The sequence below is a fragment of the Pseudomonas sp. FG43 genome, assembly GCF_057809175.1.
This window is the reverse complement of the sequence record NZ_JBMDJL010000016.1, coordinates 48,223-73,619: the sequence shown is the minus strand read 5'-3', so window position 1 is coordinate 73,619 and position 25,397 is coordinate 48,223. Positions and strand designations below refer to the sequence as shown.

The following is a 25,397-nucleotide window of genomic DNA, read 5'->3' as shown; positions in this document are numbered from 1 at the left end:
TGCGATGAGTGAAGGGCGGATTATTCAAAGTGCCAGCTGTAACCGTCGCCCTGGCGTTTGACACGCCCGGCCGAGGTGCCAGCGAAATGGGAGCTGAAATACAGGGCGTCGTGCTCAACCAGAAACGCCAGCAACCATTGCCGTGAGCGATTGGCGGCCTCTGGCAGGCCGCAGAAGCAGGAAGCCCAGAGCGGTTGCGAAACCTGTATGGGGTGATGCATGACGTCGCCGCCAAACATGGCCGTCTTGCCATCGTGCTGATAACTGATGGACATGTGGCCCACGCTATGGCCTTGGGTCGGATGGAAGTGGAAGTCCTCCAGAAACGGCCCGCCCTCGGCTCCGATCATCAGTGCCTGACCGGATTCGATCACCGGCAGCACGCTGTCGACAAAGGCCTGATAACCCATGGCCTGACGTCCGGGGCCATTGACGAAATACTCATACTCAACCTCTGGAAACACATACCTGGCATTGGGAAAGGTCGGCACCCACTGGCCATCCACCAGATGAGTGTTCCAGCCGATATGGTCGGTGTGCAAATGGGTGAGCAGTACGTAGTCGACCTCTTCGGGGGTTACCCCGGCAGCCGCCAGGCGTTCCAGCCAGGGCTCGTTCAACTGGTGAAAGATGGGCAGTGCAGGACGATGTTTGCCATTGCCGACGCCGGTATCGACCAGCACCGTATACTGCGGCGTCTTGATGACCCAGGTATGCACGCTGATGATCACCTTCTGGCCTGTGGCGGTGAGGCTATCGGGCACCAGCCATGAGCGCTGCGGGTCAATGGCGCTGTTGTCCCAGTCCGGCAACAGCGCATTGGGCGCAAAGGCGTCGAACAGTTTTTCGCTGACGCGGGTGATGTGGGTCGAGCCAAATGTGTAGTGCTTGGCGTTCATGTTAATATCTCGCTGATACCGATCAGTATCATGTTGATACCGGTCGGTATCATAGTCAAGGGTGACTCATGAAAAGAGACAGTCAGAAATTGCCGCCTCGGGAGAGAATCCTGCTCGCCGCCGATGAGCTTTTTTATCGAGACGGGATTCGTGGCGTCGGCGTGGAGGCTATCGCCGCCCATGCAGGCACCACCAAAATGGGGATCTACCGGCACTTTGCGAACAAGGACGCGCTGGTTGCCGAATGGTTGCGACTGGAGTCCCTGGCCTATGCCGATGTGCTGGACCAACTCAAGGTGCAACACCCCGATGATCCCAAGGCCCAGTTGCTGGGCTGGGCTCGGTTCATTGCCAGTCGTTTGGCCGCCGATGCCGATAGAGGCTGCTGTTTCGCCAACTCGGTCGCCGAGCTGCCGGACAAGGAGCATCCTGCGCGAGCTGTGATTGAAGCTCACTCACGCGACCTCAGCGAGCGTCTGATTGCGCTGTGTACCGAGGCAGGTCTGACGGACCCGGAAGGCACCGCCAGCGAAATCCTGTTTGTGCTCGACGGCGCGCAGTTGGCGGCGCAAAGCCGGGGCGATGCTCAGAAGGTTGGTGAACGACTGGTGAGCATCGTCCAGCGTCTGGTCGGGTAAGCAAAGCGTAATCATCAGAGGCAGAAAATGCGGCAAAACCGAATCAGGATGATCATGCCAGCCAGCGCCGCCGACGCTTTTGAGGCCTTCCACGACCATGATGTACGAATGTGCTGGGACAGCTTGCTATCGCGGGCTGAAGTGGAAGGCGGCGGGAGCCATCCCTATGTGGGCGCGATCACCTTCAATCAGGGGCGCGGCTGGAAACGCTTTTTCGCCATGCGCACTCGATTTGTGAATTATCAGCCGGGCAAGGTAGCGGCTGCCGTGCTGGTTGAGCCTGCGGGCTGGTTCGAGGGCTGGGCTGCATCGATGCAGCACCGCGACCTTGATGACGAACGCTCGGAGCTGATTTACACCTTCCGAATCCAGATGCGCCCACGCTGGCTGGGCCGAGTCCTCGATCCTCTGGTCAACCGACTGTTCGAGCACGAAACCCGGCGGCGCTTTGCTGCGATGGCGGAGTATTTGCGGAGCAGGGATTGAAAACCGGTGGATGTTGATCGTGCCTGTCTACTGGAGATGGAACGATCAACTAGCGCTGAGCAGGTCGCGAGTTTAGAAGATGTGCCTGGAAATGATTTTTGAAATCTCGACAATCTCGGTCTTGCCGGTGAATTCAAATTTCACTTTACCCAGCGCTGAAAAGTAGACCTCAAGTTCGGAGTCCAGATCGAAGGTCCCGGAGGTTTCCACGGAATAGGCGACGATGTTCTTGTAGGGCAGGGACGTGAAGTCCTTCTTGCTGCCGGTGATGCCCTGCACGTTGACCGCAATGATTCGCTTGCTGGTGAAAACCACGCCATCGCGCAACGATTTATAGGAATCGATGATCTGTTCGCCTTCCAGCAGAAGTTCAGTCACACGCTCGGCGTATTCGCTGTTCTGCTTCAGCTTGAAGAAACCTTTGTTACTGAAGTCAATCATCCCTTTATCCCTGTCTTCAAATGTGTGTTTTCAGGCCTTCGGGCATCTGCCAGCAGGCTGACTGTGGATGCCGCGCCGAGGATAGCACTATGCCTGTTTTCTGGCTGGATGTGTCTTCAATGAGTGTGGCAGAGCGGTTGCGGACGCCCGGATGCAGCCAGTATCGGTAGCCAATCAGCGAAAACCTGCAAATAGTCTTAACTAACCCGGCGAGCGTGCCGACAACCCATCTAGAGCTACGTTTGTATCTATCTGAAGGACCACAAGAGGACGGCAGGGTGTCTATAAAACTACGTTTGCTTCTGCTTATCGGGACCGGTGTGCTAGCCATCCTGATCATGAGTCTGGTCAGTTATGTGGGCAATGTCCGGATGGCCCATGCGATGGAGGACAACGAGGTCAGCATGACCGCGCTGCGCAACCATCTTGAAGCCGACATGATGCATGACGCTTTGCGCGCCGATGTGCTCTCGGCCATGCTGGTTGGCCTGGGCAAGAGCGACAGCACCAAAGACGAGGTGCGAAGCTCCATTGCCGAACATGCCGCACTCTTTCGTAAAGTGCTCGACGAAAACCTCAAGCTGCCGGTCGATGAAACCATCAAGGCAGGCCTGAACAAGGTCAAACCCAGCCTCGAAACCTACATTGCCGCTGGCGAAAGAATTGTCGGGCTGGCCCTCGACAACCCTGAGAGCGCACAAAAGGAACTGGGCTTCTTCAACAAGGCGTTCGGCGAGCTTGAAGACGAAATGGCCAGCCTGAGCGAGGTCATCGAAAGCAGCACGCAACAGACCAGCGAAGAAACTCAACAAGCCAGCAGCAATGCCAACCTCACCCTTGGTGTTGTACTCGTCGCCAGCCTGATATTGCTGGTCGTTCAGGGGCTCTGGGTTATCCGCAGCATCATGGGGCCGTTGCAGTCCGCCAGCCGGATCGCTGAAAGCATCGCCCATGGCAACCTGAGCGAATCCATCGCCGAGCCCCGGCAACAAGACGAAGCGGGCATGCTGATTCGCAGCCTGGCCACCATGCAGCGCGACTTGCGAGGCATGATCGAAGTGGTGCGCCGCAATGCCCACGGCGTCACCGACATGAGCCAGCAACTGAGCAGCGGCTGCCATGAAGTGGCGGGTAGCAGCCAGCAGCAAAGCACCGCAGCCAGCACCATGTCTGCAGCGGCCAGTGAAATGACGGCCAGCATCGAAGAAATCACCCGGCATGCCGAGCGTGCTCTGAACATGGCCAACCAGGCCGAAGCTCTGGCCAGAAATGGTGGTCGAGTGATTCATCAGGTGGTCAGCGATATGGAAGGCATTGCCCGTTCTTCGCAGCAATCGGCCCAGGTGATCCGCAATCTGGATGAAGAGTCCGAGGGCATTTTCAACATCATCCAGGTGATCAAGGGCATCGCCGACCAGACCAACCTGCTCGCCCTCAACGCCGCTATCGAAGCCGCCCGCGCCGGAGAGCAGGGACGTGGCTTTGCGGTGGTTGCCGACGAAGTCAGAAGCCTGGCCGGGCGCACCAGCGCCTCCACCCAGGAAATTGCCAGCATGGTTTCGCGTATCCAGCAAAACACCCGCGAAGCCGTCACCAGCATGGAAGCGGGCGTTGCCCAGGTCGACAAGGGCATGGCCGTCACCGCCGAAGTCGAACGCGCCATCCGCGAAATCCTCGAAGCCACGCTGAGCACGACCCAACTGGTCAACGACATCAGCCGCACCATCAGCGAACAAAGCCTGGCCAGCAACGAAATCGCTCATCAGGTGGAAATGATCGCCAACATGTCCGAAGGCAATAGCAGAGTCATTGGCCAGACGGCGGGGACGACCGATGACTTATCGGCGCTGGCGGGGCAGTTATCGCAGTCGGTGGATCGGTTTCGGCTTTGAGTCAGGGAAGCTCTTTGGCTTCAATTTATCTGGATGGATTGTAAGGATAGGGATATCGACATGATCGTTAAAGAAGAGCACGCCTCTACGAGTGAGTTGAACATGACTCTGTCGGACAACTGTTCGGGGGAGGGTCGCTTGGTCGTACTGCTTCATGCCTATCTACGACAGGCCTCGAGTCTCAAGGCTGTTTCCGATTCAATTCAAGAGCTTTGGCCCAAAGCAAGAATCTGGTGTCCAGAACTTCCTACAGGCCTTTTCTCACGGGTCGATCCCGATGAAATTGTTTGCAGCCTGCTTGTTGGTGTCGATGAGCTGGTCGACTTGGCTAGTCATGAAGGCAGCCCTTTCACATCAATAGTGATTGTTGGGCACAGTGTAGGCGGTGTCATTGGCCGTAAGCTTTATGTCGCTGCCTGTGGTGAAACCTCCAAAGCACCTTTTGAGCCGATTTATCACCAGCAAGGCTTCAAGAGTGAAAATGGACTGCTATCGGCGCGAACCTGGGCGCCATTGGTAACGCGCATTGTGCTGCTTGCGGGGATGAATCGAGGCTGGCAGATCTCCCATCACTTGAGCCCTCTACATGCAATTGGCTGGCGTCTTGGTCTGGTGATGGCCTATATCATCAGGTTTTTCACCCGGCGCTGGCTTCTGATTTTCAAGCTCAGACGAGGGGCTGAGTTCATTACTCAACTGAGAATTCAGTGGCTGAAGCGTCCAACGTTTCCCGGTGAGACTCTGATAGTACAATTGCTGGGCTCTCGGGATGATGTTGTATCGCCGCAAGATAATCTGGATCTTGTTTCCGGGCATGATTTCATTTATCTGGATGTGCCATTTTCAGGCCATGCCGATGTGGTGGACTTGCAGGATCTACAGTATGGATTTGATCGTAAAGCAGTCCTAAAGCAGGCATTGAGTTCGTCTAAGGAGTCTTTACGCGGATTAGAAGTTATTCCGGCGGATGAGAAGTTTTTTGTGGAGAATCCTGCCATAGAGAACGTTGTGTTTGTCATTCACGGTATTCGGGATCAAGGGTTCTGGACGCAGAAAATCGCCAGAAGGGTAAGGACTCTGGCTGCCAAAGAAGCCACGGCACCTAACGCCGTCCTGGCATCATGTGAGTGGGCTACGGAAACCTCCAGCTATGGCTACTTTCCAATGCTTCCGTTCCTGTTGCCATGGTATCGCCGCAATAAAGTGGAATGGTTGATGGATCAGTACACAGAAGCCTTGGCGCGCTACCCCAATGCCGAGTTTTCTTACGTCGGACATAGCAACGGCACTTACCTGATCGCCAAAGCTCTGGAGTTGTATCCATGCTGTAAATTCAAAAATGTGGTTTTTGCAGGCAGCGTTGTCCGGGTCGGGTACGACTGGGAGAAGCTTCTTGATGCCAATCAGCCCAGAGTGAAAAATGTGCTCAACCTTGTTGCCACTTCCGATTGGGTCGTCGCCTTTTTTCCTAAACTTTTTCAGGTTTTCGGTTGGCAGGATCTCGGTAGTGCTGGCCACGATGGGTTCAAAGCTTTCAAGAACTCGAATGGTTTATTTCAGGTTCAATATTTGAAGGGGCAGCACGACGCTGGTATCAAAGAAGAGGAGTGGGATTTTATTGCCAGGTTTGTTCTGAAGGGCACGCTCGATACAGAAAAAATCATCAACTCAGTATCTGGACGTAATGCCATTGTCGAGTTTCTGGGACGAATGCCTTACCTGGTCTGGGGGCTGATACTCTTATTTATTTACTTTGGCTGGACGTTGATCGTGGGGTTGATCCCCGTGAGCATCAGTGACCCCGAAACCCGAGGGTTGCTCAAGGGGCTGGGGCTCAGTTCTTACGTGGTTTTGATCTGGCTGGCAGTTACCAGATTGTAGAAACCCTTCAGTGATGTACCAAAGCCTCAAGTTTGCGCATTGGCTGCCGAAATCAATGCTCTTGACCGCTTTGGTACGACGAAGGAATGTTTGATGTTTTATCCGCGCGAAGCTGAAAAAGATAATCTGTTCAATCGAGTCATTCTGCTTACCTTTGCCTGTTGCGCGATTCTGTTTCTGGCTTCGCTGGCTCGGCATCAAGGATCGACTTATGCAGTCATGCAGCTTGGTGCCGTCCAGGTCTCGGGGAGTGTAAAAGCGCTGGAAAATATTCCCCGAAACAGTATGGGCAAAATAATCCATTATCGGTATGTGGATGAGGAAGGCGAGGCTCACGACGATCAATACTTCGATCCGCGCTATGACGAAAATACTCACTATGAGGTGGGAGACGCCATCTCTCTGGTTTATTCGAGCTGGTTTACCGGGAAAAACGCGATTGCTTCCGAGTTGCACACTTACCGTCCGGATTTTTACATCCTGTCCGGTGGGCTATCACTGACACTGATCCTGCTACTGATCTCTCTCTGGACGATAAGGCGTATCTATGTCCTGAAGCAGGAGGATCGTGTTTATTGAGCTTCAACTGTCACTATAGAAATGCAAGTTCGGCAAGCAGTGGCGCAATATTGAGCCGCCACTGTCTCTCTCTTTTTTGGACGTTGATCGAGCGGTTGATCCCCGTGAGCATCAGTGATCCCGAAATCCGGGGGGACAAGGGGCTGGGGCTCAGTTCTTATGTGGTTTTGATCTGACCCGATTATAGCCATGCATCAATCGAGATATTGAATATCGATGCTGAAAATTAGAGTGTAAGGTGATAAGCAGGCGAGGGGGCGGTGTTTTTGAATCGTGAAGGAAGAGACTCGTCAACTGTTTGGATATAACACGGGTAGTTTAAACCTGAAAGTATTCTAGCGACTCTGTCTGGTGCCATTAAGTGACGAGAAAATACTGCTACCGTAAAGAGTGAGTAGGGGTGTCATAGGAGATGGCACAATGGAAAGTTTAATGGATACGTTTGTCAAGGCTGCGCCGGGTTCTATATTCAGGGTGGAGGAAAAATCGGGGAGTGTGAGCTTTGTATACGAGGGTGAGCTGAAGTCGGTTGATGTTGCCAAAAAGACGATCGGCATATTGGATAAGGTTTATAAAGGAAAAGTTTATACTGTTTCTGTGGATAAAATCGTACGTGTCAATGGAGATGAAGTGTGGGGTGCACGTTCTATTGGGTCGGAATTAATAGGGCATCAGAGTGTTGTTGCCTGGACGGGTACAGAGTGGTATAACGAGTGGTCGCATGGTCTAGGGCTTGATATGGATACTGCATTCTCTCGAATTCCTGAGGGCACTGAGCTTATAATTCCTGGTTATTTCTGTGGAACTCAACAGCCTCAGCATGCTGCACTTAAGTTGGTTGATTATGAAGCGGATCTGGCTGTTTTGGATAGTATCACTTCGCCAGGGCAGATAATAAAAGTGCCTATGAATAAGGTGGCTTCGATTGATAATGGAGTCATCAAACCTGTGGCATAGAAGACCTGGGTATTAATCTTGAATAAAAAGTGCCAGAAGGCAGACGTCGGAGATACGGAACCGGAAGTGTGTCTCCGTGCCTCACGGCATGTTCATAGCCGTCCCATCGGTATTGCCCTATCATTCGCCCTTTTACAAAGGCCGATGATCCCTCATGACAACCACACCCACCACCCTGCTGGCCGCCCTGCAAGCTTCTACGATGCTGGAAATCGATGGGCTTCACGCCTGGGAGTTCTCTCTGGGCGATGATTTGAATATCGAATGCATGGATGGCCGCGAGCGCAAGGTATGGCGTTTCAGCCTGGCGCAGATTCAGGCGGCGTCCTTCGATGAAAGCCTGCAAAGCTGGGTCGTCAACGATGGCAATGCCGATCACCGCATCATCTGCCTCGATGCGTTCACCCCCAATGATGAGGATGAAAGCGAGCTGGATTGATTCTCCCGCAAAACTACATGAGCGATAGCCTGTCATAGCCCTGACTGTCGCTAAGCCGGCACCCATAATTTGAACAAGAAAAGGAATGCCCCCATGACTCCTGCGTTTCTGCCGTGGCTGGCGCTTGCCAGTGCAATCAGTGTTTTCCCCGTACAGGCCCAAACCATGTCCGATACCGATTTGCTGGTGGGTTCCTACACCCAGGGCAAGAGCGAAGGCATCTACCGTTTCGGCTTCGATAGCCAGACGGGCAAGATCGATCCCGCACCGCGTCAGGTGATCCGTGCCGAAAATCCCTCCTGGCTGACCCTCTCCAAGGACGGGCGTTACTTGTACGCGGTCAACGAGAACGGGCCAGGGCAGAGTGATGTGGAAGGCAAGGTCAGCAGTTTTGCCATCGCACCCAAGACCCATCAGGTGACGCCTCTCAATCAGGTCAAGAGCAAGGGCGACGAGCCTACGCATTCGAGCCTGAGCCCTGATGGGCGTTATCTGTTTGTCTCCAACTATGCGGTACAGCCCGATCCTGGCGGGTCTTTGGCTGTATTGCCGATCGGCAAGGATGGCAAGCTTCAGGACGTTGTGCAGTCTGCCGGGCCGAATGCTGCCAGCCAGGTCAACCCGGAGCGGCAGATGTCTTCCCATGTGCATGCGGCGGTTCCTACGCCCGATGGCAAGTATGTGGTTGCTGCCGATCTTGGCGCCGACAAACTGTTCGTGTACCGCTATGACGCCAGTCAGGCCAGGCCTTTGCAGCCGGCCAGTACTGCTTCGGTGCAGTTGCCGGGCGGTAGCGGACCGCGGCATATCCTGTTCAGTCGTGAAGGCAAGCATGCCTGGCTGGTTCTGGAAATGTCGGCTCAGGTCGCGGTGCTTGATTATCTGGATGGCGAGTTCAAGCAGACCCAACTGGTCGATCTGAAAAATCAGGGCGTGCAACAACGCAATGGTGCCGGTGGTTTGCATGCATCGCCCGATGGCCGTTTTCTGTATGTCGCCAATCGGGGTGAAGCCAATCAATTGCTGGTTTTCCGGATCGATCCGACCACGGGCAAGCTTGAAGAGCTACAGCGTCGCTCGGTGGAAGGTACGGAGCCACGGGAATTCAGCTTCGACCCCAGTGGCAAATTCATGCTGATCGCCAACCAGAAGAGCAACCAGATCGTGACGGTTCGCCGCGACCCGCAAAGCGGAATGCTGGGTGATACGGTGCAGAAAATCGATTTCGACTCGCCTTCGGATTTGCATTTCCTGTCTCGCGATTGACTGCCTCCAAGGCTCAAGCCCGTGGTTTACGTGGGCTTGAGCAACTATTAATCCAGATGATATGAGTTAGTGGCATAAAAGATTTTTGAATGAGCAGCCTCGGGCGTAAGTTTGAGTCACGGCCAGAACGGCCACCACTTGAATCCAAGCGTGCATATATAAAAGACCACCGAGGGTTAACGACATGAACTTCAATATCTTTTCCATCATTGCAGCATCGGCTATTTCGGCATCTGTTGTTCTCCCTGCCAGCGCCAGCGTTGAAGTCAGCGACAATAAAGCCCACGCCACCCAGACTTACACTCCAAAATACCTGCAACAAAGTGCCAACTTCTATGCCGCGCTGGACCACAAGACCGCGCAGTAAGCACTGAACGACCACGGTTTTCACTGGCTCACACAGGTTTTTGCGACCACTGCCCATTGCGTGGCAGACCATGCATCTACTGTGGACTGGGCTTACACCGAATCCCCCGTTACTTCATGAGTGACGGGGGATTTTTATGCGTGGGTGTTTATCCTGGGTTGAGCTTTTATTTTCCACTCATCAAGAAAACTGATAGTGGCTATGCATACCTATGGTTTTTCAATGTTGTGGATATCGACGATCCTGTTGGCCATGCAAAACATTATGGAGCAGTAAACATGGCCACTGCCATTCTGGGTTCAATCAAACAAGGCGCGTATATCGCGATTTCGCTTTATGTGGTTTTCATTGCTGTAGTGACCATCACCAGCATGAACCCCCAGCTTAAAACCCGCACCTATGAATCGGCTGCACCTTCTGTGGTCGTGGCTGCGGACTCACAGGAACGCGCGTCGTGATTCGGGTTGTTCGCGAATAAATTCGCTCCCACACGGTTTGGGTAGGAGAGAATTCATTCGCGAAGAATTTTGCACATTAGCCTGCTTTCAATACAGAATCACTTAGCTATCACGCCGAAGGGATTCCTGTGACTCACGACGCCTATGCAAGGCTCTGCCGCTGCCTCGTTCTCTTGCCTTTGTTCTTCTTTCTTGCCGCCTGCAACAAGGAAGCTCCCAAGATCAATACCCCCGAGTACCTTGCTGCCCACGGTATTACCAAGGGTGAACCGAACACGATCCAGGTCGCAAGCTCGACTTTCCGCGTGCCTGCGGATGTTGTGTTCGATGTGTATACGGCTGGCACCATTCAAGCCGCAAAGGCTGACATGCTGACCTTGCACCTCAACATGGGCTTCCTCTTTACCCCACCCAGAACGGGGCCGGCAGGCAAAGGGGAAAAGCACATGATCAGGACAGAGATCTCCACGCGGGGAGACCCCACCCGGATGGAAAGCATGTTGTCTTTTGAAAAGACAGACACGCCAGTCGAGCGCACAGACCTGGACTTGATCGAATACCCTGTAAACGCCCCGTCTTCTACAGACTTCTCCCGCAATTATATTTACCAATCCCGGGAATCAGACAACACCACGCCCCCGACAGAGTTCTTCTGCTGGGTTGTCTGGTTAAACGACCCTTCCAGAAAAAACGGCACGTGCAGGACGTCTTTCTACAGTCACTCAGGGCTGCTCATTCAATCTTTTTTCTCCTATGACCTCCTGAAGGATTGGAAGTCCATCACGAAAGAAGTGCGTAACAAGATTGATGTATATGAAGTAAATAACAATCAAAGCCATGGAGGTTCACGATGAGCAATAGCTACCTGACGGACGAACAGATATCAATCATTCGCGACCTTCAAGGCCGCGCTCCGAATGCTGATGGCAACTATGCCGATGTGTACAACGCCATTGCCAGCATGCTTCCGGATGGCGCTGTAAAGTTATGGTTGCAGGGGGCGGCACTTGCCAACGCGGGGCAAGGGGTCTTTGCGGAAATTATCAGGTCTTACAGTCAGCGGCAGATGGAACTGCGTGGTGTCGCCTATTCAGACGCCCTCATGCAGAAGGCTTCAAATCAGGTGGCAATCAATGCCCTGAATGACATTCTCGATCCGAGTCGCCGATCCAGCACTGGACAATGGCTGGTCCCCACTATTTCAGATATTGCAAATAATGATGCGACTGGCGTAGGGCAGGTTTTATTTGCCTCTTTGGGGAACGACAGCGCCGGTGGAGAAATAAATGCCGCTTGGTCGGGGACCATTCTTTTCTCGGCGCTCGGGCAGAATGAAACCAATCGGTTCACAAGACAGGGCGGGGACGATCTCAATCGCGTAGATGACGTCAAGAACCTGCTCTTTGCCTATGACGCTTATGCCTATGCCTTTGAAAAAACCAGAAGTGCTGGACTGACTGATCTTCTTACTCTGGACAAGACCCTTCTGGATGACCTGGGCGTCGGATGGGAGACTTTTGATACTGCCGGCTTTGGTGAGTTGCGGGCACTCGCAACCAATAACATCACGTCCCTCTTGTCTGGCGAAGCACGAAAACTCGGAGAACTCATTTCCGAAGCCGGTACGCATGTGGTCCTGGACTGGCTTCGGGCGACCTATCTAGGCAAACGCTCAGACTCGGCGACCACTCCCGAGAATTTTGCAGGTGCGGCACAAAGCTTTTTCTCCGGCCTTGATTCATCGATTGCGCTCAACGCGAATACGATCCTTCTGCCCGGCGAGAAGGGGGCACTTGTTTCGTTGGCCAAGAGCAATATTTCGGTCAGGAATGCGCTGTACGCCTTGTCTCCGATCGCCATCGAGCTTCCAGGCTACTCCAGCGATTTGAGCCTGGCGGACGTGAAAACCGGAAAAGGTGCTCTGTCCGATGAGTGGATCGACAAGCGTGCATCGTTCCTCATCTTCGAGAAATTCTATCGAGAGTCCGGTGACACGGATGGCTCCTATGAAATGCCATTCGGCCTCCCTGTTCCCATTCCCGGTGACATCGAGTTCCGGGATTACAGCAGTGGCTCAGAGTACAAGCTGACGATCGATGGCGTTGATCTTGGCGTCATGGACAAGCGCTACATCGTTTTCGGCGGCAGCGGCAGCGATAACATTCAGGGTGGAGAGGGCAAGGATTACCTTTTCGGCATGGATGGCGCCGATACGCTCAATGGCGGGGAGGACGACGATTACATCGAAGGCGGCGCTGGCGATGACAATATCGACGCAGGAGAGGGGGTCGATACTCTCTATGGCGGGCAGGGCAACGACACCCTGCTGGGTGGGGAAGGCAAGGACACCCTGTATGGCGGCCAGGGAGATGACAGTCTCGAGGGTGGTCTCGGGGACGACTACCTTGAAGGGGGCGACGGCCAGGATAACCTCAAGGGCGACGATGGATTCGACATCTACAAGGCCGATAGCCAGGACATCATTTCCGATACTGACGGCAAAGGGAAAGTTTACCTGGGCAATCAGCAACTCACCGGTGGCTCCCGCAAGGAAACCGACCCCGAGAACACGTACTACGGCGGCGGTAATACCTATTTCCTGGATGGCACCACTCTGGTCGTCAATGGCTCTCTCGTCATCAATGACTACAACAAGGACAGCAGCGACTTGCAGATTGTCCTCAGTGAGGAAGAAGAGGAAGAAGACGAAACGCCTGAGACCGATGATGCCGAGAGTCGCACATCCCCCATCGTCCTTGACCTGGATGGAGACGGTATCGAAACGCTGGAAGTCGGTGCCAGCTACTTTGACCTGGATGGTGATGGCCTGAGTGAAATGTCCGGCTGGGTCAGCCCGGACGACGGGCTGCTGGTACACGACCGCAACGGTGATGGCCGTATCAGCAACGGCACCGAACTGTTCGGCAACCACAGCATCCTGAGTAATGGCCAGACTGCCGAGAACGGTTTTCAGGCCTTGGCCGAGTATGACGACAACGGCGATGGCGTGATTGATGCGCAAGACAGCTCTTACGCTGAGCTGCAAGTCTGGCGCGATCTCAATGGCAACGGCATCAGCGATGTGAGCGAGTTGCAGAGCCTGGCCGATGCCGGTGTGGTGTCGATCAGTACGGGCTACACCGACTCCAGCCATGTGGACACTCACGGTCACGAGCATCGTCAGGTCGGCACCATCATGCTGAGCAATGGCACCGCCTCCACTGCTGCGGACGTGTGGTTCAAGGTAGACACCACACGCCGGGTGAACAGTGGCGACATCGAGCTTGCCCCGGACATCCTGTCCCTCGCCAATGCCAAGGGGTTCGGCAAGGTGCATGACCTGCACCAGGCCATGGCAATGGACCCCGAACTGAAGTCCCTGCTTGAACAGTATGTGTCGTCCAGCGATGCCGCCAGCCGCGACGCGCTGCTCGACGATCTGATCTACCGCTGGGCGGGTGCCGAGGGTGTGGACCCGTACAGCCGGGACCCGATGAAGGTTTATGGCCATGTGATGGACGCGCGCCAGCTGGTGACGCTGGAGAACCTTGTGGGGCGTTCCTACATGGGAATCTGGTGCTGGGGTGAGTACGATCCGAACCCCCATGGCCAGGCCGCGCCGATTCTGGTGGCCGAGTATCTGGAATTCAAACGTTTTACCGCTGCCCAGATTCTGGCGCAGACCGAGTATGCGCAGGAGATGAGCATCATCCAGTCCGCATTCGGCTCTGACGCCAACGGCATCACAGTGGACTGGGGCAGCCTGCAAGGTACATTGGAAAACCTTTACGCCAATGACCGGGTCGACCGGATCGCCAGTGTCATTGCGATCCTGACCGACCTTGGGACTTATTCGCCTGGCTACCGCGACAAGCGCGATGCTGCCTTTCAGGCCATTGCTGCCGCTAACACCGATCTGGCCTCGTTCTTCGACTTCTCGACCAGGATCGGCACGACGGTCAGCGATACGTTGTCCGGGATAGAAGCTGACTCCATATTCTATGGCCTGGGTGGCGACGACAGGCTCTACGGTCAGACGGGCAATGACAGTTATCACTTCTCCTGGGGCCATGGCAACGACACCATCCTTGATCGCGGCGGTCTGGATCAGGTGGTGTTCGGCGAGGGCATTGGCCAGGACGATCTTGTGTTCTCGCGTAACGCCACTACGGTCACTATCAGTGTCAAGAACCCCGATGGCAGTGATTCGGGTTCGTTGCGTATCGACAACTTCTTCGACTTCGACGGCACGCTTGATTTCGGTGCGATAGAGCGGCTGGCCTTTGCCGACGGTAGCAGTCTGAACATCGAGCAGATCCTGGATATCCTGACCGCGTCCTCGATCACCGAGGGCAACGACCTGATATTCGGCAGCACGGTGGGCGATACCATCGATGCTCTGGCAGGCAACGACAACATCCATGGCCTGGCGGGTGACGACCAGCTATCCGGTGGTGCCGGTGATGATGTACTGATGGGCGATGACGGCGATGACACACTGATCGGCGGCACAGGCAACGATTCGTTGATCGGCGGCCGTGGCAGTGACACCTATCTGTTCGAGGTCGGGTATGGCAACGATGTCATAGACAACGCGGCACAAGTGACGGGCGCCAGGGTGGATCGCGTGGTGTTCGGCCAAGGCATTGACCCGGATGCGGTCAGCATCGAGCGCAGCAACAGCCACCTGTTCATTCGTACTTCTGCCAGCGACAGCATTCGCCTGAACAACTACTTTTCCAGCGAAGCTGCCAACAGCATGGCCGTTGACGAGATTGTCTTTCACGACGGTACCATCTGGACCATCGCAGATGTCATGGGGATGGTGCTGCAAGCCAGCGATGGTGATGACCTGATCGAAGGGTATGCTTCCGACGACGTGCTGTCGGGCCTGGCAGGCCACGACTTTCTGTATGGCAACGGCGGCAACGACACTCTGCTCGGCGGGGAAGGGAACGACACACTTGACGCTGGTGCCGGCAAGGACACTCTGTTCGGGGATGCCGGGAACGACTTGTTGCTCGGTGGTGAAGGTGACGACTCACTGGACGGCGGCGACGGCAACGACCTGCTCATTGGTGGTGCTGGCGACGACATCCTGAGCGGCGGTGCAGGCAATGACGACCTCCAGGGGGGCGCGGGTCGTGACACCTTGCAGGGAGGCGACGGCGACGATGTGCTGTCTGGCGGAGCCGGTGATGATCTGCTGGCTGGCGGTAAGGGCTACGACCAGCTTTATGGTGGTTCGGGCACAAACAGCTACCTGTTCGCTCGTGGAGATGGCCGGGACGTGGTCGTGGATACTTACGAAAATGTCGTGACGATCTACCTCTCCGACCTGCCGCTGGAAAGTCTGGTATTCCGTCGCAACGGCACCAGCCTGGATATTGTCTTCCCCGACAGCGTCGGCGACCAGCTATCGCTGTCCTCCTTCTTTAGTGGCGAGATCCCGCTTGGCGGGATGCGCCTGCGCTACGGAGACGGGCTGGAGACTGTGATTGACCCGGAGCAATTGCGCCTGCTCACCCTTGAAGGCACTGAGGCTGCCGACCTGATCAACGCCTATTCCAGCGATGATCTGATCGAGGCCCTTGGGGGCGATGATGTGGTGAGTGCCGGAGATGGCAACGACAGCCTCTACGGTGGCGATGGCAATGACCTTCTGGACGCCGGCAATGGTGATGACCTGATCATCGCAGGCGCTGGCGCTGATTATGTCTATGCAGGTCATGGCAATGACATTCTGCAGGGCGATACCGGTAACGATCACCTTGAAGGCGGAGCGGGCAACGACCAATACCGGTTCGCTGCCGGTTGGGGGCAGGACCTCATCATCGACAGCGCTGGCAGCGACAGCGTTCAGTTCACCGGCGTAGAGCCTGCTGACCTGCTGCTGCGCCGTGAAGGTTCGGATCTGGTGGTGCTCAACCGGGTCACCGGAGATCAGTTGCGTATCAGTGGCCAGTTCTCCTATCTGGCTGGTGTGGCCGGGGTGACGGCCATCGAACAGTTCGTGTTCGATGGCGGCGTTACCTGGGGCTATGAGGCCATCAAACTCAAGGCGCTGGAAGGAACGGCACAGGACGATACTATCTACGACCATGCCGACGATGACACGATCGACGCCGGTGCTGGCAACGACTACGTCCAGGCTGGAGATGGCAACGATACGGTGCTTGGTGGCGAAGGGACCGACACACTCTATGGCGGTATTGGAAACGATCTGCTGTCCGGTGGTGCCGGAGTCGACTTGCTCGATGGTGGCATTGGCGACGACAGTTTGCATGGCGGTGCCGACAACGACACCCTGCAGGCTGGCAATGGCGATGACCTGCTCGAAGGCGGTACTGGAGACGACCACCTGGAGGGTGGTGCGGGAAGCGATCGGTACCAGTTCACTGCTGGATGGGGCAACGATCTCATCATCGACAGTGCCGGCACCGATAGCGTGCAGTTTCAGGGCGTGGCGCCAGCCGATCTGCTGTTACGCCGTGATGGCACCGATCTGGTGGTGCTCAATCAGGTCACCAATGACCGGTTACGTATCCTCGGCCAGTTCTCTTACCAGGCGGGCGTTGCGGGAGCGACTGCGATCGAGCAGTTCGTGTTCGACGGCACCACCTGGGACTACGAAGCGATCAAGCGCAAGGCTCTGGAAGGAACCGCTCTGGATGACATTATCTTCGGCCATGCCGACGACGATGTGGTCAGTGCGGCGACAGGCAGCGACCTCGTTTACGGTCAGGATGGCAATGACCAGATCAGCGGTGGCGATGGTATCGACACCCTTTATGGCGGCAACGGTGATGATCTGCTGAGCGGCGATATCGGCGACGACCTGCTCGACGGCGGCAGTGGCAACGATACCCTGCACGGCGGTGACGGGAGCGACGTTCTGATCGGTGGCGGTGGCTTCGACGTCCTGTATGGCGAGACAGGCGACGACACTCTCCAGGGGAATGGCGTGCTTGACGGCGGTGACGGTGACGATCTGCTTGAAGGCAGCGGCGATCTGTACGGCGGCGCGGGTAACGATATTCTGCGCGGTCAGGGCTTCGATACCTTGCGAGGCGGTGCGGGTGACGACGTGCTGGAGGCTTACAGCAACCCCTGGAATCAGGGCAACAATACACTTGAGGGCGGAGCCGGCAGCGATACGCTTTACGGTTCGTTCGGCGATGACACTTACCTCTTCAGTCTGGGCGATGGCCAAGACCTGTTGATCGAGCGGCGGCCGGGTGAGTCTTACAGCAACATCGAGCCGAGTACCGACACCCTGAGCTTCGGTGCCGGTATCGCAGCTTCCGACTTGAGTTTCGTGCGCCGTGGCGACGACCTGATCATCGAGCATGCTAACGGCAGCGATTCGATCACGGTGCAGAACTGGTTCCAGGAGCCGACCGACCACTTCAAGCTGGAGCACTTCCTGTTCGCCGACGGCAGCTCGCTGAGCCAGGCCGATGTGGAGAACCGTGTGGTCTGGCAGGGTACTTCCAGTGGCGACAGCTTCATTGGCTACCGTGAACTCGACGACCATATCCGCCTGGGTGCCGGTGATGATCAGGCATGGGGCCGTGCTGGCGACGATGTGATTCATGGCGAAGACGGCAACGACTACCTCGAAGGCGAGGCCGGCAACGACAGCCTCTACGGAGGCAGCGGCAATGACCAGCTCAACGGAGGTGCCGGAGACGACTTCCTGGCAGCCGGAACGGGTGACGACAAGTATGTTTATAACCCGGGAGGCGGGGCCGACATCATTGACAATAGTGGCGGCTATTCAGGGGTGTTTTTCACGGATGATATCGGTCAGGACCGCCTGAGCTTCAGTCGTGTTGGCGACGACCTGCTGATTTTGATCGATGGCGACAGCGCGCAGTCGGTGCGGGTGCTCGGTCACTTCCTCGGGGGCGACAAGGCTATCAGCTACGTGCAACCCTCCGGTGGTTATCTGCTGAGCGCCGAGCGCATAGGCCATATCGTCGCTGCGCAGGGCGTGGCTGGCGGCTTTGACGCCCTGATCGAAGGCACGGTAAGCGGTGAGCAACTGGCTGGTTACGACGGTCGAGACCTTCTGCGTGGCCTGGCAGGTAACGACACCGTGTTCGGCATGGGCGGCGACGATCAGGTCGAGGGTGGCGACGGTAACGACTACTTGTCAGGCGGCAATGGCCAGCACAATGGCTCAGGTAACGACTGGCTCATCGGTGGCGCTGGCAACGACGTATTGATCGGCGAGGATGGCGACGATGCCTTGGCCGGTGGATCGGGTGACGATGCCTACTATTACCGCGCGGGCGACGGCGTGGATGTCATCGACAACAGTGGGGGCGGCTTCGACGGAGTGTTCTTTCTGGACGTGGCGTTGTCCCGCCTGAGTTACCACCGTGATGGTGATGATCTGATAATCCTGGTCGATGGCGATCTTGGTCAGCAGGTCCGTGTCACCAATCATTTTCTCGGCAGCGATTACGCCATCGATTATGTGCAACCCGATGGCGGCAGTTACCTGACCACCGCCCAGATCGCCGGGCGGCTCACGGCGCTGCCCGACGGGAGCGGTGGCGAAGAGCCGGTTGAGCCGGGCGAACCGGAGGAACCGACCGAACCCGGCAATCCAGGCGGGACGGGAGAGCCGCCGGTGGCGGGTGTGGGCGGTTCAGATGTACTGACCGGCACGACTGGCAACGACATCCTTCTGGGCGGGGCCGGCAACGATACGCTCAATGGTGTTGCGGGCAACGACACCCTGATTGGCGGCATTGGCGATGACACTTATGTCTATACCGCGGGCCAGGATGTCATCGAGGAAATCGGTGGCGCAGATACGCTGCTGTTCGCCAATGGCATCACTTTCAATCAGGTGGCCAGTGGTTTGATGAAGTCGGGCAATGACCTGATTCTTCGGGTCAACGGCAGTTCGGCCAACCAGATAACGCTCAAGGAATTCTTCCTGGGCGGCGACCGTCTGGTGGAGAATTTTACCTTTGAAACCGGCGGCCAGCTCACGGCAGCGCAGATCTACGGTGCCTTCGGACTGTCCATGCCGGCTCCAGCGGCAGGCTTCGACAATACGGCCCAGGGATCGACCGGCGATGATGTGCTCGACGGCACTGCGCAGAGCGACCTGTTGCAGGGGTTCAATGGCAATGACGCCTTGTTCGGCGACGCCGGGAACGATCGTCTGGAGGGTGGCAACGGCAGCGACACCCTGGACGGCGGTGCAGGCAACGATACGCTGATCGGTGGTCGTGGTGACGACACCTATGTCTTTTCCGCCGGAGGCGGTCAGGAGACGATCGACAACAGCGGCGGCGGTACCGACACGCTGCATTTTGAGGGCGTCAGCTTCAATCAGGTTGCCAGCGGCCTGATGAAAAGTGGCAATGACCTGGTGCTCAATGTCAGTGGCGGCAGTGACAAGGTGACGATCAGGAACTGGTTCCTGGGTGGAGACTACGTGGTGGACAGCATCACATTCGCCTCGGGCGGGCAGATCACGGCCAGTCAGTTGTTCGATGCCTTTGGCCTGAGCAATCCCGATCCAGCCGGTTCACCGGCTTACCTGAACCTGCCCGACGAGCGTGCTTTCGGCACGGTTTTCGCTGGTCAGGCGGGCAACCAGATCATCCTGGGTTCATCCGATGCTGACCTGATCGACGGCGGTGCGGGTAACGACTTCCTGCGTGGTAATGCTGGTAACGATTACCTGATCGGTGGCGGCGGGAGTGACACCTATGCGTTTGCCAGCGGTGATGGTCAGGACGTGCTAAACAACCTGTCGAACACACCTGAGGCTGATAACGATGTGCTGAGCATTGAAGGTGTCAGCCGTGACAACCTCTGGTTATCGCGTCAGGGGAATAGCCTGGTGATTGATCTTCGGGGAGCGCAAGACAGCGTTACCGTACAGGATTGGTATGTCGGTTCGTCCCAGCGCCTGGATGCCATTCAGGCGGGCGGTTCGACCTTGTATGCCAATCAGGTCGAGAACCTCGTCAGTGCCATGGCGGCTTTTGGTGCGCCAGAGGGAGGGGAAGTCAACCTGAGTCAGGCGCAGCATGATCAGCTCAATGCCGTGATCGCAGCCAACTGGCAGTAGTCTTCAGGAGTAAACGAACAGCCCGCCTTGATGGCGGGCTGTTCGTTCAAGCAGGTTATCCAGCTCATGCAAGAGCGAACAACCTCGCCCTCAATCCCCAACCTCTATCGTACTCAACCCGTTCCCCTGTCGACGTACCTTGATCTGTACCGGAATCCGCTCATGCATTTCCTGTACGTGAGAGATCACGCCAACCTTGCGTCCCTGGGCCTGTAGGCCGTCCAGGGCGTCCATGGCCAGTTGCAGGGATTCGGGGTCCAGGCTGCCGAAGCCTTCGTCGATGAACAGCGATTCGATACGCAAGGTGCTCGACGCCATCGAGGCCAGCCCCAATGCCAGGGCCAGCGAGACGAGGAAGGTTTCCCCGCCCGACAGCGAATGCACCGAGCGCAGTTCATCGCCCATTTCCGTATCCAGCACCAGCAGGCCAAGCATGCTGCCGCCGCGCTTGAGGCGATAACGGCGTACCAGTTGCCTGAGCTGGGCGTTGGCGTGATGGACCAGCAGGTCGAGGTTGTAGGCCTGGGCGATCTTGCGGAACTTGTCGCCTTCCGCCGAACCGATCAACGCCGCCAGACGCGCCCAGCGTTGATACTCGCTTGTGGCCAGCGCGATGCGCGCTTGCAGCTCGCTGTTGGCGTTACGTCGCTGTTCATCTTCGCTCAGCTTGGCGCGCAGGTCGGCGCAGTGCTGTTCGCTGATTTCACATTCGGTCTGAACCTGAAGCAGGGCAGCGGCCAGTTGCTCGTTATCGGTAATGTCGCTGTGTTGCGCCTGATGCTGTTGCAGGCGCTGTTCGCGCTCATGCAGCAACACTTTGGCTTGCTCCAGGGCCTTTTCACTGCGGCTTAGTTGCTGGCGCAGTTGATCGGTGCGTGCGTCGTCGTAAGTCAGCAGGTTTTCAAGTGCTGCGTCATCCAGTTCGTGATGGCTGCTGCGCCACTCGCTGATCTGGCCGTCGAGTTCGCGGGACTCCTGTTCCAGAGCCTGCAACTGTTGTTGATCGGCCTTGAGTTCGGCATTGAGCTGAATCAGTTGGTGGTGAACATCCTGCAAGGTCTGGCCTGCCGAGGTTTCAGCGTGTCGGGCCTGTTCGACGGCTTGTTCCAGCGCGTTTTGCCACTGTTGGGCATCGGCATGGGAGCCCAGCAGTTCGGCCAATATCTGTTGGCTGGCGTGTTGCTGCTGGCTCAGGGCCTGAACCTGTTCAAGCAGTTCAGCCTGACGCTGGACACGGTTCTGTTGCTCGACCTGTTCCTTCTCGATCCGCTGCTGGCGTTCGCGCTGTTCCTGCTGTTCTTCGCTTTGCTGTTCGAGCTGGTCCAGACGCTGGGTCACTTGTTGCTCAAGCTGCATGACGGTGGCCGAAGCGTCGCTGCGCAGGTTGTCCAGAAGCACTGGCGATACCAGCGTGGCCAGTGCCGTCAGTTCCTCCTCCAGACGCTCGCGATCCGCTTCAAGTTGCTTGATCTGGTCCGTGACATGCCGTGCGGCGGTCTGGCTGGCTTCATGGGCGGCCTGGACCTGCTGTTGCAGGCGCGCAGCGTCTTTTTGCAGCTTGAGCAATGCATCCTGGCGCTGCTCGTCGCGGCTGATGACTTCGCTCAACTGGCTGAGCTGCTGCTTCAGCCAGCCGTCACGTTGCGTGGCATCACGGTCCAGCAGTTGCGCACCGAGGGCGTGGGCTTGCAGATCAGGAGCGAGTTCCTGCTGCTGGAGCGTCAGTTTTTCCTGCTGACGGATGAGTTCTTTCTGCCGGGCAATGACGCCGCCGACCTGTTCGCGCAACTGGGTGTACTTTTCCTTTAGCTCATCCACCGCTTTCTGTGCGCCGGCCTGTTCGGTTTCATCGTGTCGAGTCAGGCTTTGCAGCAGTGCTTCGGGTTGATGCCAGGGATGTTCGACGCTGCCGCACACCGGGCATGGCTGGTCATCCTGCAACTGTTCGCGCAGTTCTTCGACGCTGGCGCTGCGGGCCAGACGCTGACGCTCCAGCAATTGCTGAGTGACGCTCAGGGTCTGCTCGGCAACTTTCAGATCGTCCCGGGTCTGGATGCCTTCGGCATTGAGCTTTTCACGTTCCTGCTGGGCGTCTTGTTGCTGCTGCGCGAGTGCCTGCAGTTGTTTATCGATCTCTTGCTGGCTGGCCCACAAGCGAGCCAGTTCTTCAAAGGCGCGCTGCTGCTTGCGGTTGTCCTGCAACAGGCTGCCCAGAATCTGGGTCTGTTCGGTGACAGCTTCTGCTTCGCAATCGGCCTCGCGGTACAGCACTTCCAGGTCGCTGCGCTGCTGGATCAACTGCTCATCGGCATCGGCGGCACTTTGTTGCAGGGCAGGCAACTCGCCTTGCCCGTGCTTCAGGCGATTGGCGGTCAGCGTCAGGGATTTGAGTCGGTCGCGCCAGGCGTTCCAGGCGTGTGCCAGCGGTGCGAGTTCAGTGCTTTGCTCCAGTTGTTGCGCGATGCGCTCCAGGCGCTCTGCGACCTGTTGCTGTTGGTCGAGCAAACCTTGCAACTGGCTCTGGCCCTGTGTGCTGCTCTGCTCCGCCTGTTGCTGGAGCGCGACGATCTTTGCCAGTTCCTGAGTCAGGTGGTTCAGGGTGTTCTGGCTTGCAAAGGCCTGTTGCAGCAGTGGCTTGGCATCGTTCTGTTGCTGCTGGGCTTCGAGCAGTCTGGCGTGCGCGTTGCTGCGGGCGCTTTCCAGTTGCTGCTGTTGCGTCTGTAGCGCGGCTTCTTGAGTTTGATGCTGACCAATACGCTCAGCCAGTGGGTTTAGCTGGGCATTGAGGGCTATGCGGCGGGCAAAGCGATGGCGTTGCGGCCCCAGACGCTCCAGTTGGCCGAGTGTCTGGCGCTGGCCTTGCTGGTTGTCCCAATCCTGTTGCGCGCTACTCAGGCTTTCGTTGGCGCTGAGCTGTTCATCGCGCAGGCGATGCAGTTCGGTGAGCCATTGTTGCTTGAGTTCCAGTTGGCGCAGTCGGGCCTGATGGGCCTTGTGCTGTTGCTGGGCTTCGCTGAGGTTCTGTTCGAGTTCAGCGCGCTGCTCAGGCTCAAGCGGGGTGATGTTACCTGCCTGGGCGGTAAGGGTCTTGAGCGTTTCTTCGGCTTCCTTGCTCTTGCTGTAGGCGCGGCGTCCGAGCTGGCTGTAGATGGCCGTGTTGGTCAGTTTTTCCAGCAGCTCGCTGCGTTCCTTGTCATCGGCCTTGAGGAAAGCACTGAACTCGCTCTGCGCCAGCATCACGGCACGGGTGAACTGCTCGAAGTTGAGCCCCAGGCGCTGTTCGATCAGTTGCTCGAACTCGCGTTTGCTCTGGTTGCTGAGGATTTGTTCGCTGTCCAGATCGGTAAGGGTCTGGCGGCTGGCCTGCAGCTTTTTCGCAGCGTTGTCCCGTGCACGGTTGGTTTCCCAGCGGGCGCGGTAGCGACGTTGATCGATGCCGACAAAATCCACTTCGGCGTAGCCGCTGCCTGTGCCGCGTCGCAGCAGGGTTCGAGGGTCGCTGGTGGTGATTTCGCCTTCCACATCCGGGACCTTGGACTGGCCGATATTGCTCAGGCGCGGAATCGCCCCGAACAGCGCCAGGCACAGGGCGTCAAGCAACGTGCTCTTGCCCGCGCCGGTAGGGCCGGTGATCGCGAACAGACCGGCACTGGCCAGTGGTTCGGCGGTGAAATCCAGCTCGAACGGCCCGGCCAGCGAGGCGAGGTTTTTCAGGCGAATGGCGAGAATCTTCATGGCTGTTCGCTCTCCTGCTGAACTTCACGCAGCAGCGTGGCGAAATCGGTAAGGGTCTGTTCATCCACCGCGCTGCCGAAGTTTTCCTCCCAGGCACGGCTGAACAGCTCCTGTGGGCTGAGCTGGTCCAGTTCGATCAGGGTCGATTGCTCATCACCGCCATCAAGGCTGCCCTTGCCGGCATATTCGGCACCGATGCGTACCAGACGCACGGCCTTGCCTTGCAGGGCGGTTTCTATCTGGTTGCGCAGGTCCGGTTGCGGCTCGTCCAGGCGTACGCGCACTTCCAGCCAGGGCTGGCGGTCAATGTCGGCCAGCAGGTCGATGTCCGGCAGGCCCTTGAGTTGCAGCAACAGTTCGGCCAGCGGGGCAGGGCCGAGGCGTTGCAGGTTGACGGCGCGGGGGATCAGGCGAGGTTCTACGCTGACCAGTTGCTCGCCGTCGCAGTTGATTTCCAGAATCTGGTGCTTGTAGTCGATTTCCGAGAATGACAGTGGAATGGGCGAGCCGCTGTAGCGGATACGATCTTCACCGTTGACCCGCTGCGGCTTGTGCAGATGGCCGAGGGCGACGTAGGTGATGCTCGGGCCGAACAGGCTGGCGGGCAGCGCTTCGGCATTGCCGATGATCAGGCTGCGTTCGGAGTCTTCGGACACCGAACCTCCGGCCATGTGCGCATGGCTGACCGCGATCAGGGCCTGACCCGGCTGACGTTTTGCGTTGGCGGCTTCGATCAGCAATTCATGGACTTTGGCAATACCGCGCAGGTAATCGTCGCCCAGGGTTGCGCCCGTGACTTCGGCCGGGCGCAGAAACGGCAAGGCCAGACACCATGCCCGAACCTCACCTTTTGCATCAGGCAACGGCAGCAGCAGGCGCTCTGCATCCAGCGAACCATCATCCAGCCACAATACCCGCCCAAGCGCGTGGGTGCGCAAGCGGCGCATCAGCGGAGCAGGCAATTCGATACGCGAGCCGGAGTCGTGGTTGCCGGCAATCATGACGATGGTGAGCAGCGGCTGTTGCTCATGGGCGTTGACGATAAAGTCGTACAGGCGCTCCTGGGCTTTGACCGGCGGGTTGACCGTGTCGAAGATATCGCCTGCGATCAGCAATACATCAGGTTGACGTTCGGCCAGACGGGCCAGCAGCCAGCTCAGAAAGTTGGCGTGTTCGAAGTCCCGCTCCTGACCGTGGAGGTTCTGACCCAGATGCCAGTCGGAGGTGTGAAACAAACGCATTGATTGACCTGTATTT

At 57.1% G+C, this 25,397-nt stretch carries 16 protein-coding genes and 1 pseudogene; 13 read left to right on the top strand and 4 right to left on the bottom strand.

Features of this window, described 5'->3' with window-relative positions; genetic code table 11:
* Positions 1-20 precede the first annotated feature (20 nt).
* On the bottom strand, positions 21-899 hold the full coding sequence (locus ACODS3_RS18395) for an MBL fold metallo-hydrolase (RefSeq protein ID WP_201019834.1): 879 nt from the start codon (positions 897-899) through the stop codon (positions 21-23).
* 68 nt (positions 900-967) lie between these two features.
* On the opposite strand from ACODS3_RS18395, the gene ACODS3_RS18390 reads away from it, so the two are divergent.
* Positions 968-1,537 carry a TetR/AcrR family transcriptional regulator gene (locus tag ACODS3_RS18390; RefSeq protein WP_489035628.1) on the top strand — a complete coding sequence of 190 codons (570 nt, stop codon included), beginning with the start codon at positions 968-970 and terminating at the stop codon, positions 1,535-1,537.
* A 27-nt stretch (positions 1,538-1,564) separates the two neighbouring features.
* Positions 1,565-2,023, top strand: coding sequence for an SRPBCC family protein (locus tag ACODS3_RS18385; RefSeq protein ID WP_304575205.1), 459 nt, complete (start codon positions 1,565-1,567; stop codon positions 2,021-2,023).
* Positions 2,024-2,095: 72 nt separating this feature from the next.
* Here ACODS3_RS18385 and ACODS3_RS18380 read toward each other — a convergent pair whose 3' ends face one another.
* On the bottom strand, positions 2,096-2,464 hold the full coding sequence (locus tag ACODS3_RS18380) for a PH domain-containing protein (protein WP_025259164.1): 369 nt from the start codon (positions 2,462-2,464) through the stop codon (positions 2,096-2,098).
* A 215-nt stretch (positions 2,465-2,679) separates the two neighbouring features.
* Here ACODS3_RS18380 and ACODS3_RS18375 point away from each other — a divergent pair.
* From ACODS3_RS18375 to ACODS3_RS18325, 11 genes and pseudogenes are all read left to right on the top strand, one after another.
* Positions 2,680-3,498, top strand: a pseudogene (locus ACODS3_RS18375) (HAMP domain-containing protein); the annotation flags it as partial.
* On the top strand, positions 3,493-4,356 hold the full coding sequence (locus tag ACODS3_RS18370; protein ID WP_374063456.1) for a methyl-accepting chemotaxis protein: 864 nt from the start codon (positions 3,493-3,495) through the stop codon (positions 4,354-4,356). The pseudogene ACODS3_RS18375 and the gene ACODS3_RS18370, both read left to right, overlap by 6 nt.
* A gap of 60 nt (positions 4,357-4,416) precedes the next feature.
* On the top strand, positions 4,417-6,237 hold the full coding sequence (locus ACODS3_RS18365; protein WP_304575206.1) for an alpha/beta fold hydrolase: 1,821 nt from the start codon (positions 4,417-4,419) through the stop codon (positions 6,235-6,237).
* A gap of 39 nt (positions 6,238-6,276) precedes the next feature.
* Entirely contained in the window at positions 6,277-6,816 is a 540-nt protein-coding gene (locus tag ACODS3_RS18360; RefSeq protein WP_236249347.1) for a hypothetical protein, read from the top strand.
* A gap of 432 nt (positions 6,817-7,248) precedes the next feature.
* On the top strand, positions 7,249-7,773 hold the full coding sequence (locus ACODS3_RS18355; RefSeq protein WP_489035625.1) for a hypothetical protein: 525 nt from the start codon (positions 7,249-7,251) through the stop codon (positions 7,771-7,773).
* Positions 7,774-7,927: 154 nt separating this feature from the next.
* Positions 7,928-8,212, top strand: a complete 285-nt coding sequence (locus ACODS3_RS18350) for a DUF5629 family protein (protein WP_025259169.1) — start codon at positions 7,928-7,930, stop codon at positions 8,210-8,212.
* Between the two features lie 93 nt (positions 8,213-8,305).
* Positions 8,306-9,478 carry a lactonase family protein gene (locus tag ACODS3_RS18345; RefSeq protein ID WP_025259170.1) on the top strand — a complete coding sequence of 391 codons (1,173 nt, stop codon included), beginning with the start codon at positions 8,306-8,308 and terminating at the stop codon, positions 9,476-9,478.
* Positions 9,479-9,662: 184 nt separating this feature from the next.
* Positions 9,663-9,845: a hypothetical protein gene (locus ACODS3_RS18340; RefSeq protein ID WP_489035623.1), complete on the top strand. Its 183-nt coding sequence runs from the start codon at positions 9,663-9,665 to the stop codon at positions 9,843-9,845.
* Between the two features lie 140 nt (positions 9,846-9,985).
* Positions 9,986-10,303, top strand: a complete 318-nt coding sequence (locus ACODS3_RS18335) for a hypothetical protein (RefSeq protein WP_201019826.1) — start codon at positions 9,986-9,988, stop codon at positions 10,301-10,303.
* Between the two features lie 128 nt (positions 10,304-10,431).
* Positions 10,432-11,157, top strand: coding sequence for a hypothetical protein (locus ACODS3_RS18330; RefSeq protein WP_201019825.1), 726 nt, complete (start codon positions 10,432-10,434; stop codon positions 11,155-11,157).
* Positions 11,154-20,405, top strand: coding sequence for a calcium-binding protein (locus tag ACODS3_RS18325; RefSeq protein WP_489035621.1), 9,252 nt, complete (start codon positions 11,154-11,156; stop codon positions 20,403-20,405). Before ACODS3_RS18330 ends, ACODS3_RS18325 begins: the two co-directional genes overlap by 4 nt.
* Positions 20,406-20,495: 90 nt before the next feature.
* Here ACODS3_RS18325 and ACODS3_RS18320 read toward each other — a convergent pair whose 3' ends face one another.
* Together ACODS3_RS18320 and ACODS3_RS18315 are read right to left on the bottom strand one after the other, a co-directional pair.
* Positions 20,496-24,140, bottom strand: coding sequence for an AAA family ATPase (locus tag ACODS3_RS18320; RefSeq protein WP_489035619.1), 3,645 nt, complete (start codon positions 24,138-24,140; stop codon positions 20,496-20,498).
* Complete coding sequence (locus tag ACODS3_RS18315; protein ID WP_489035617.1) at positions 24,137-25,381, bottom strand: exonuclease SbcCD subunit D C-terminal domain-containing protein; 1,245 nt, start codon at positions 25,379-25,381, stop codon at positions 24,137-24,139. The genes ACODS3_RS18320 and ACODS3_RS18315 overlap by 4 nt, the downstream gene beginning before the upstream one ends.
* Between the last annotated feature and the right edge of the window lie 16 nt (positions 25,382-25,397).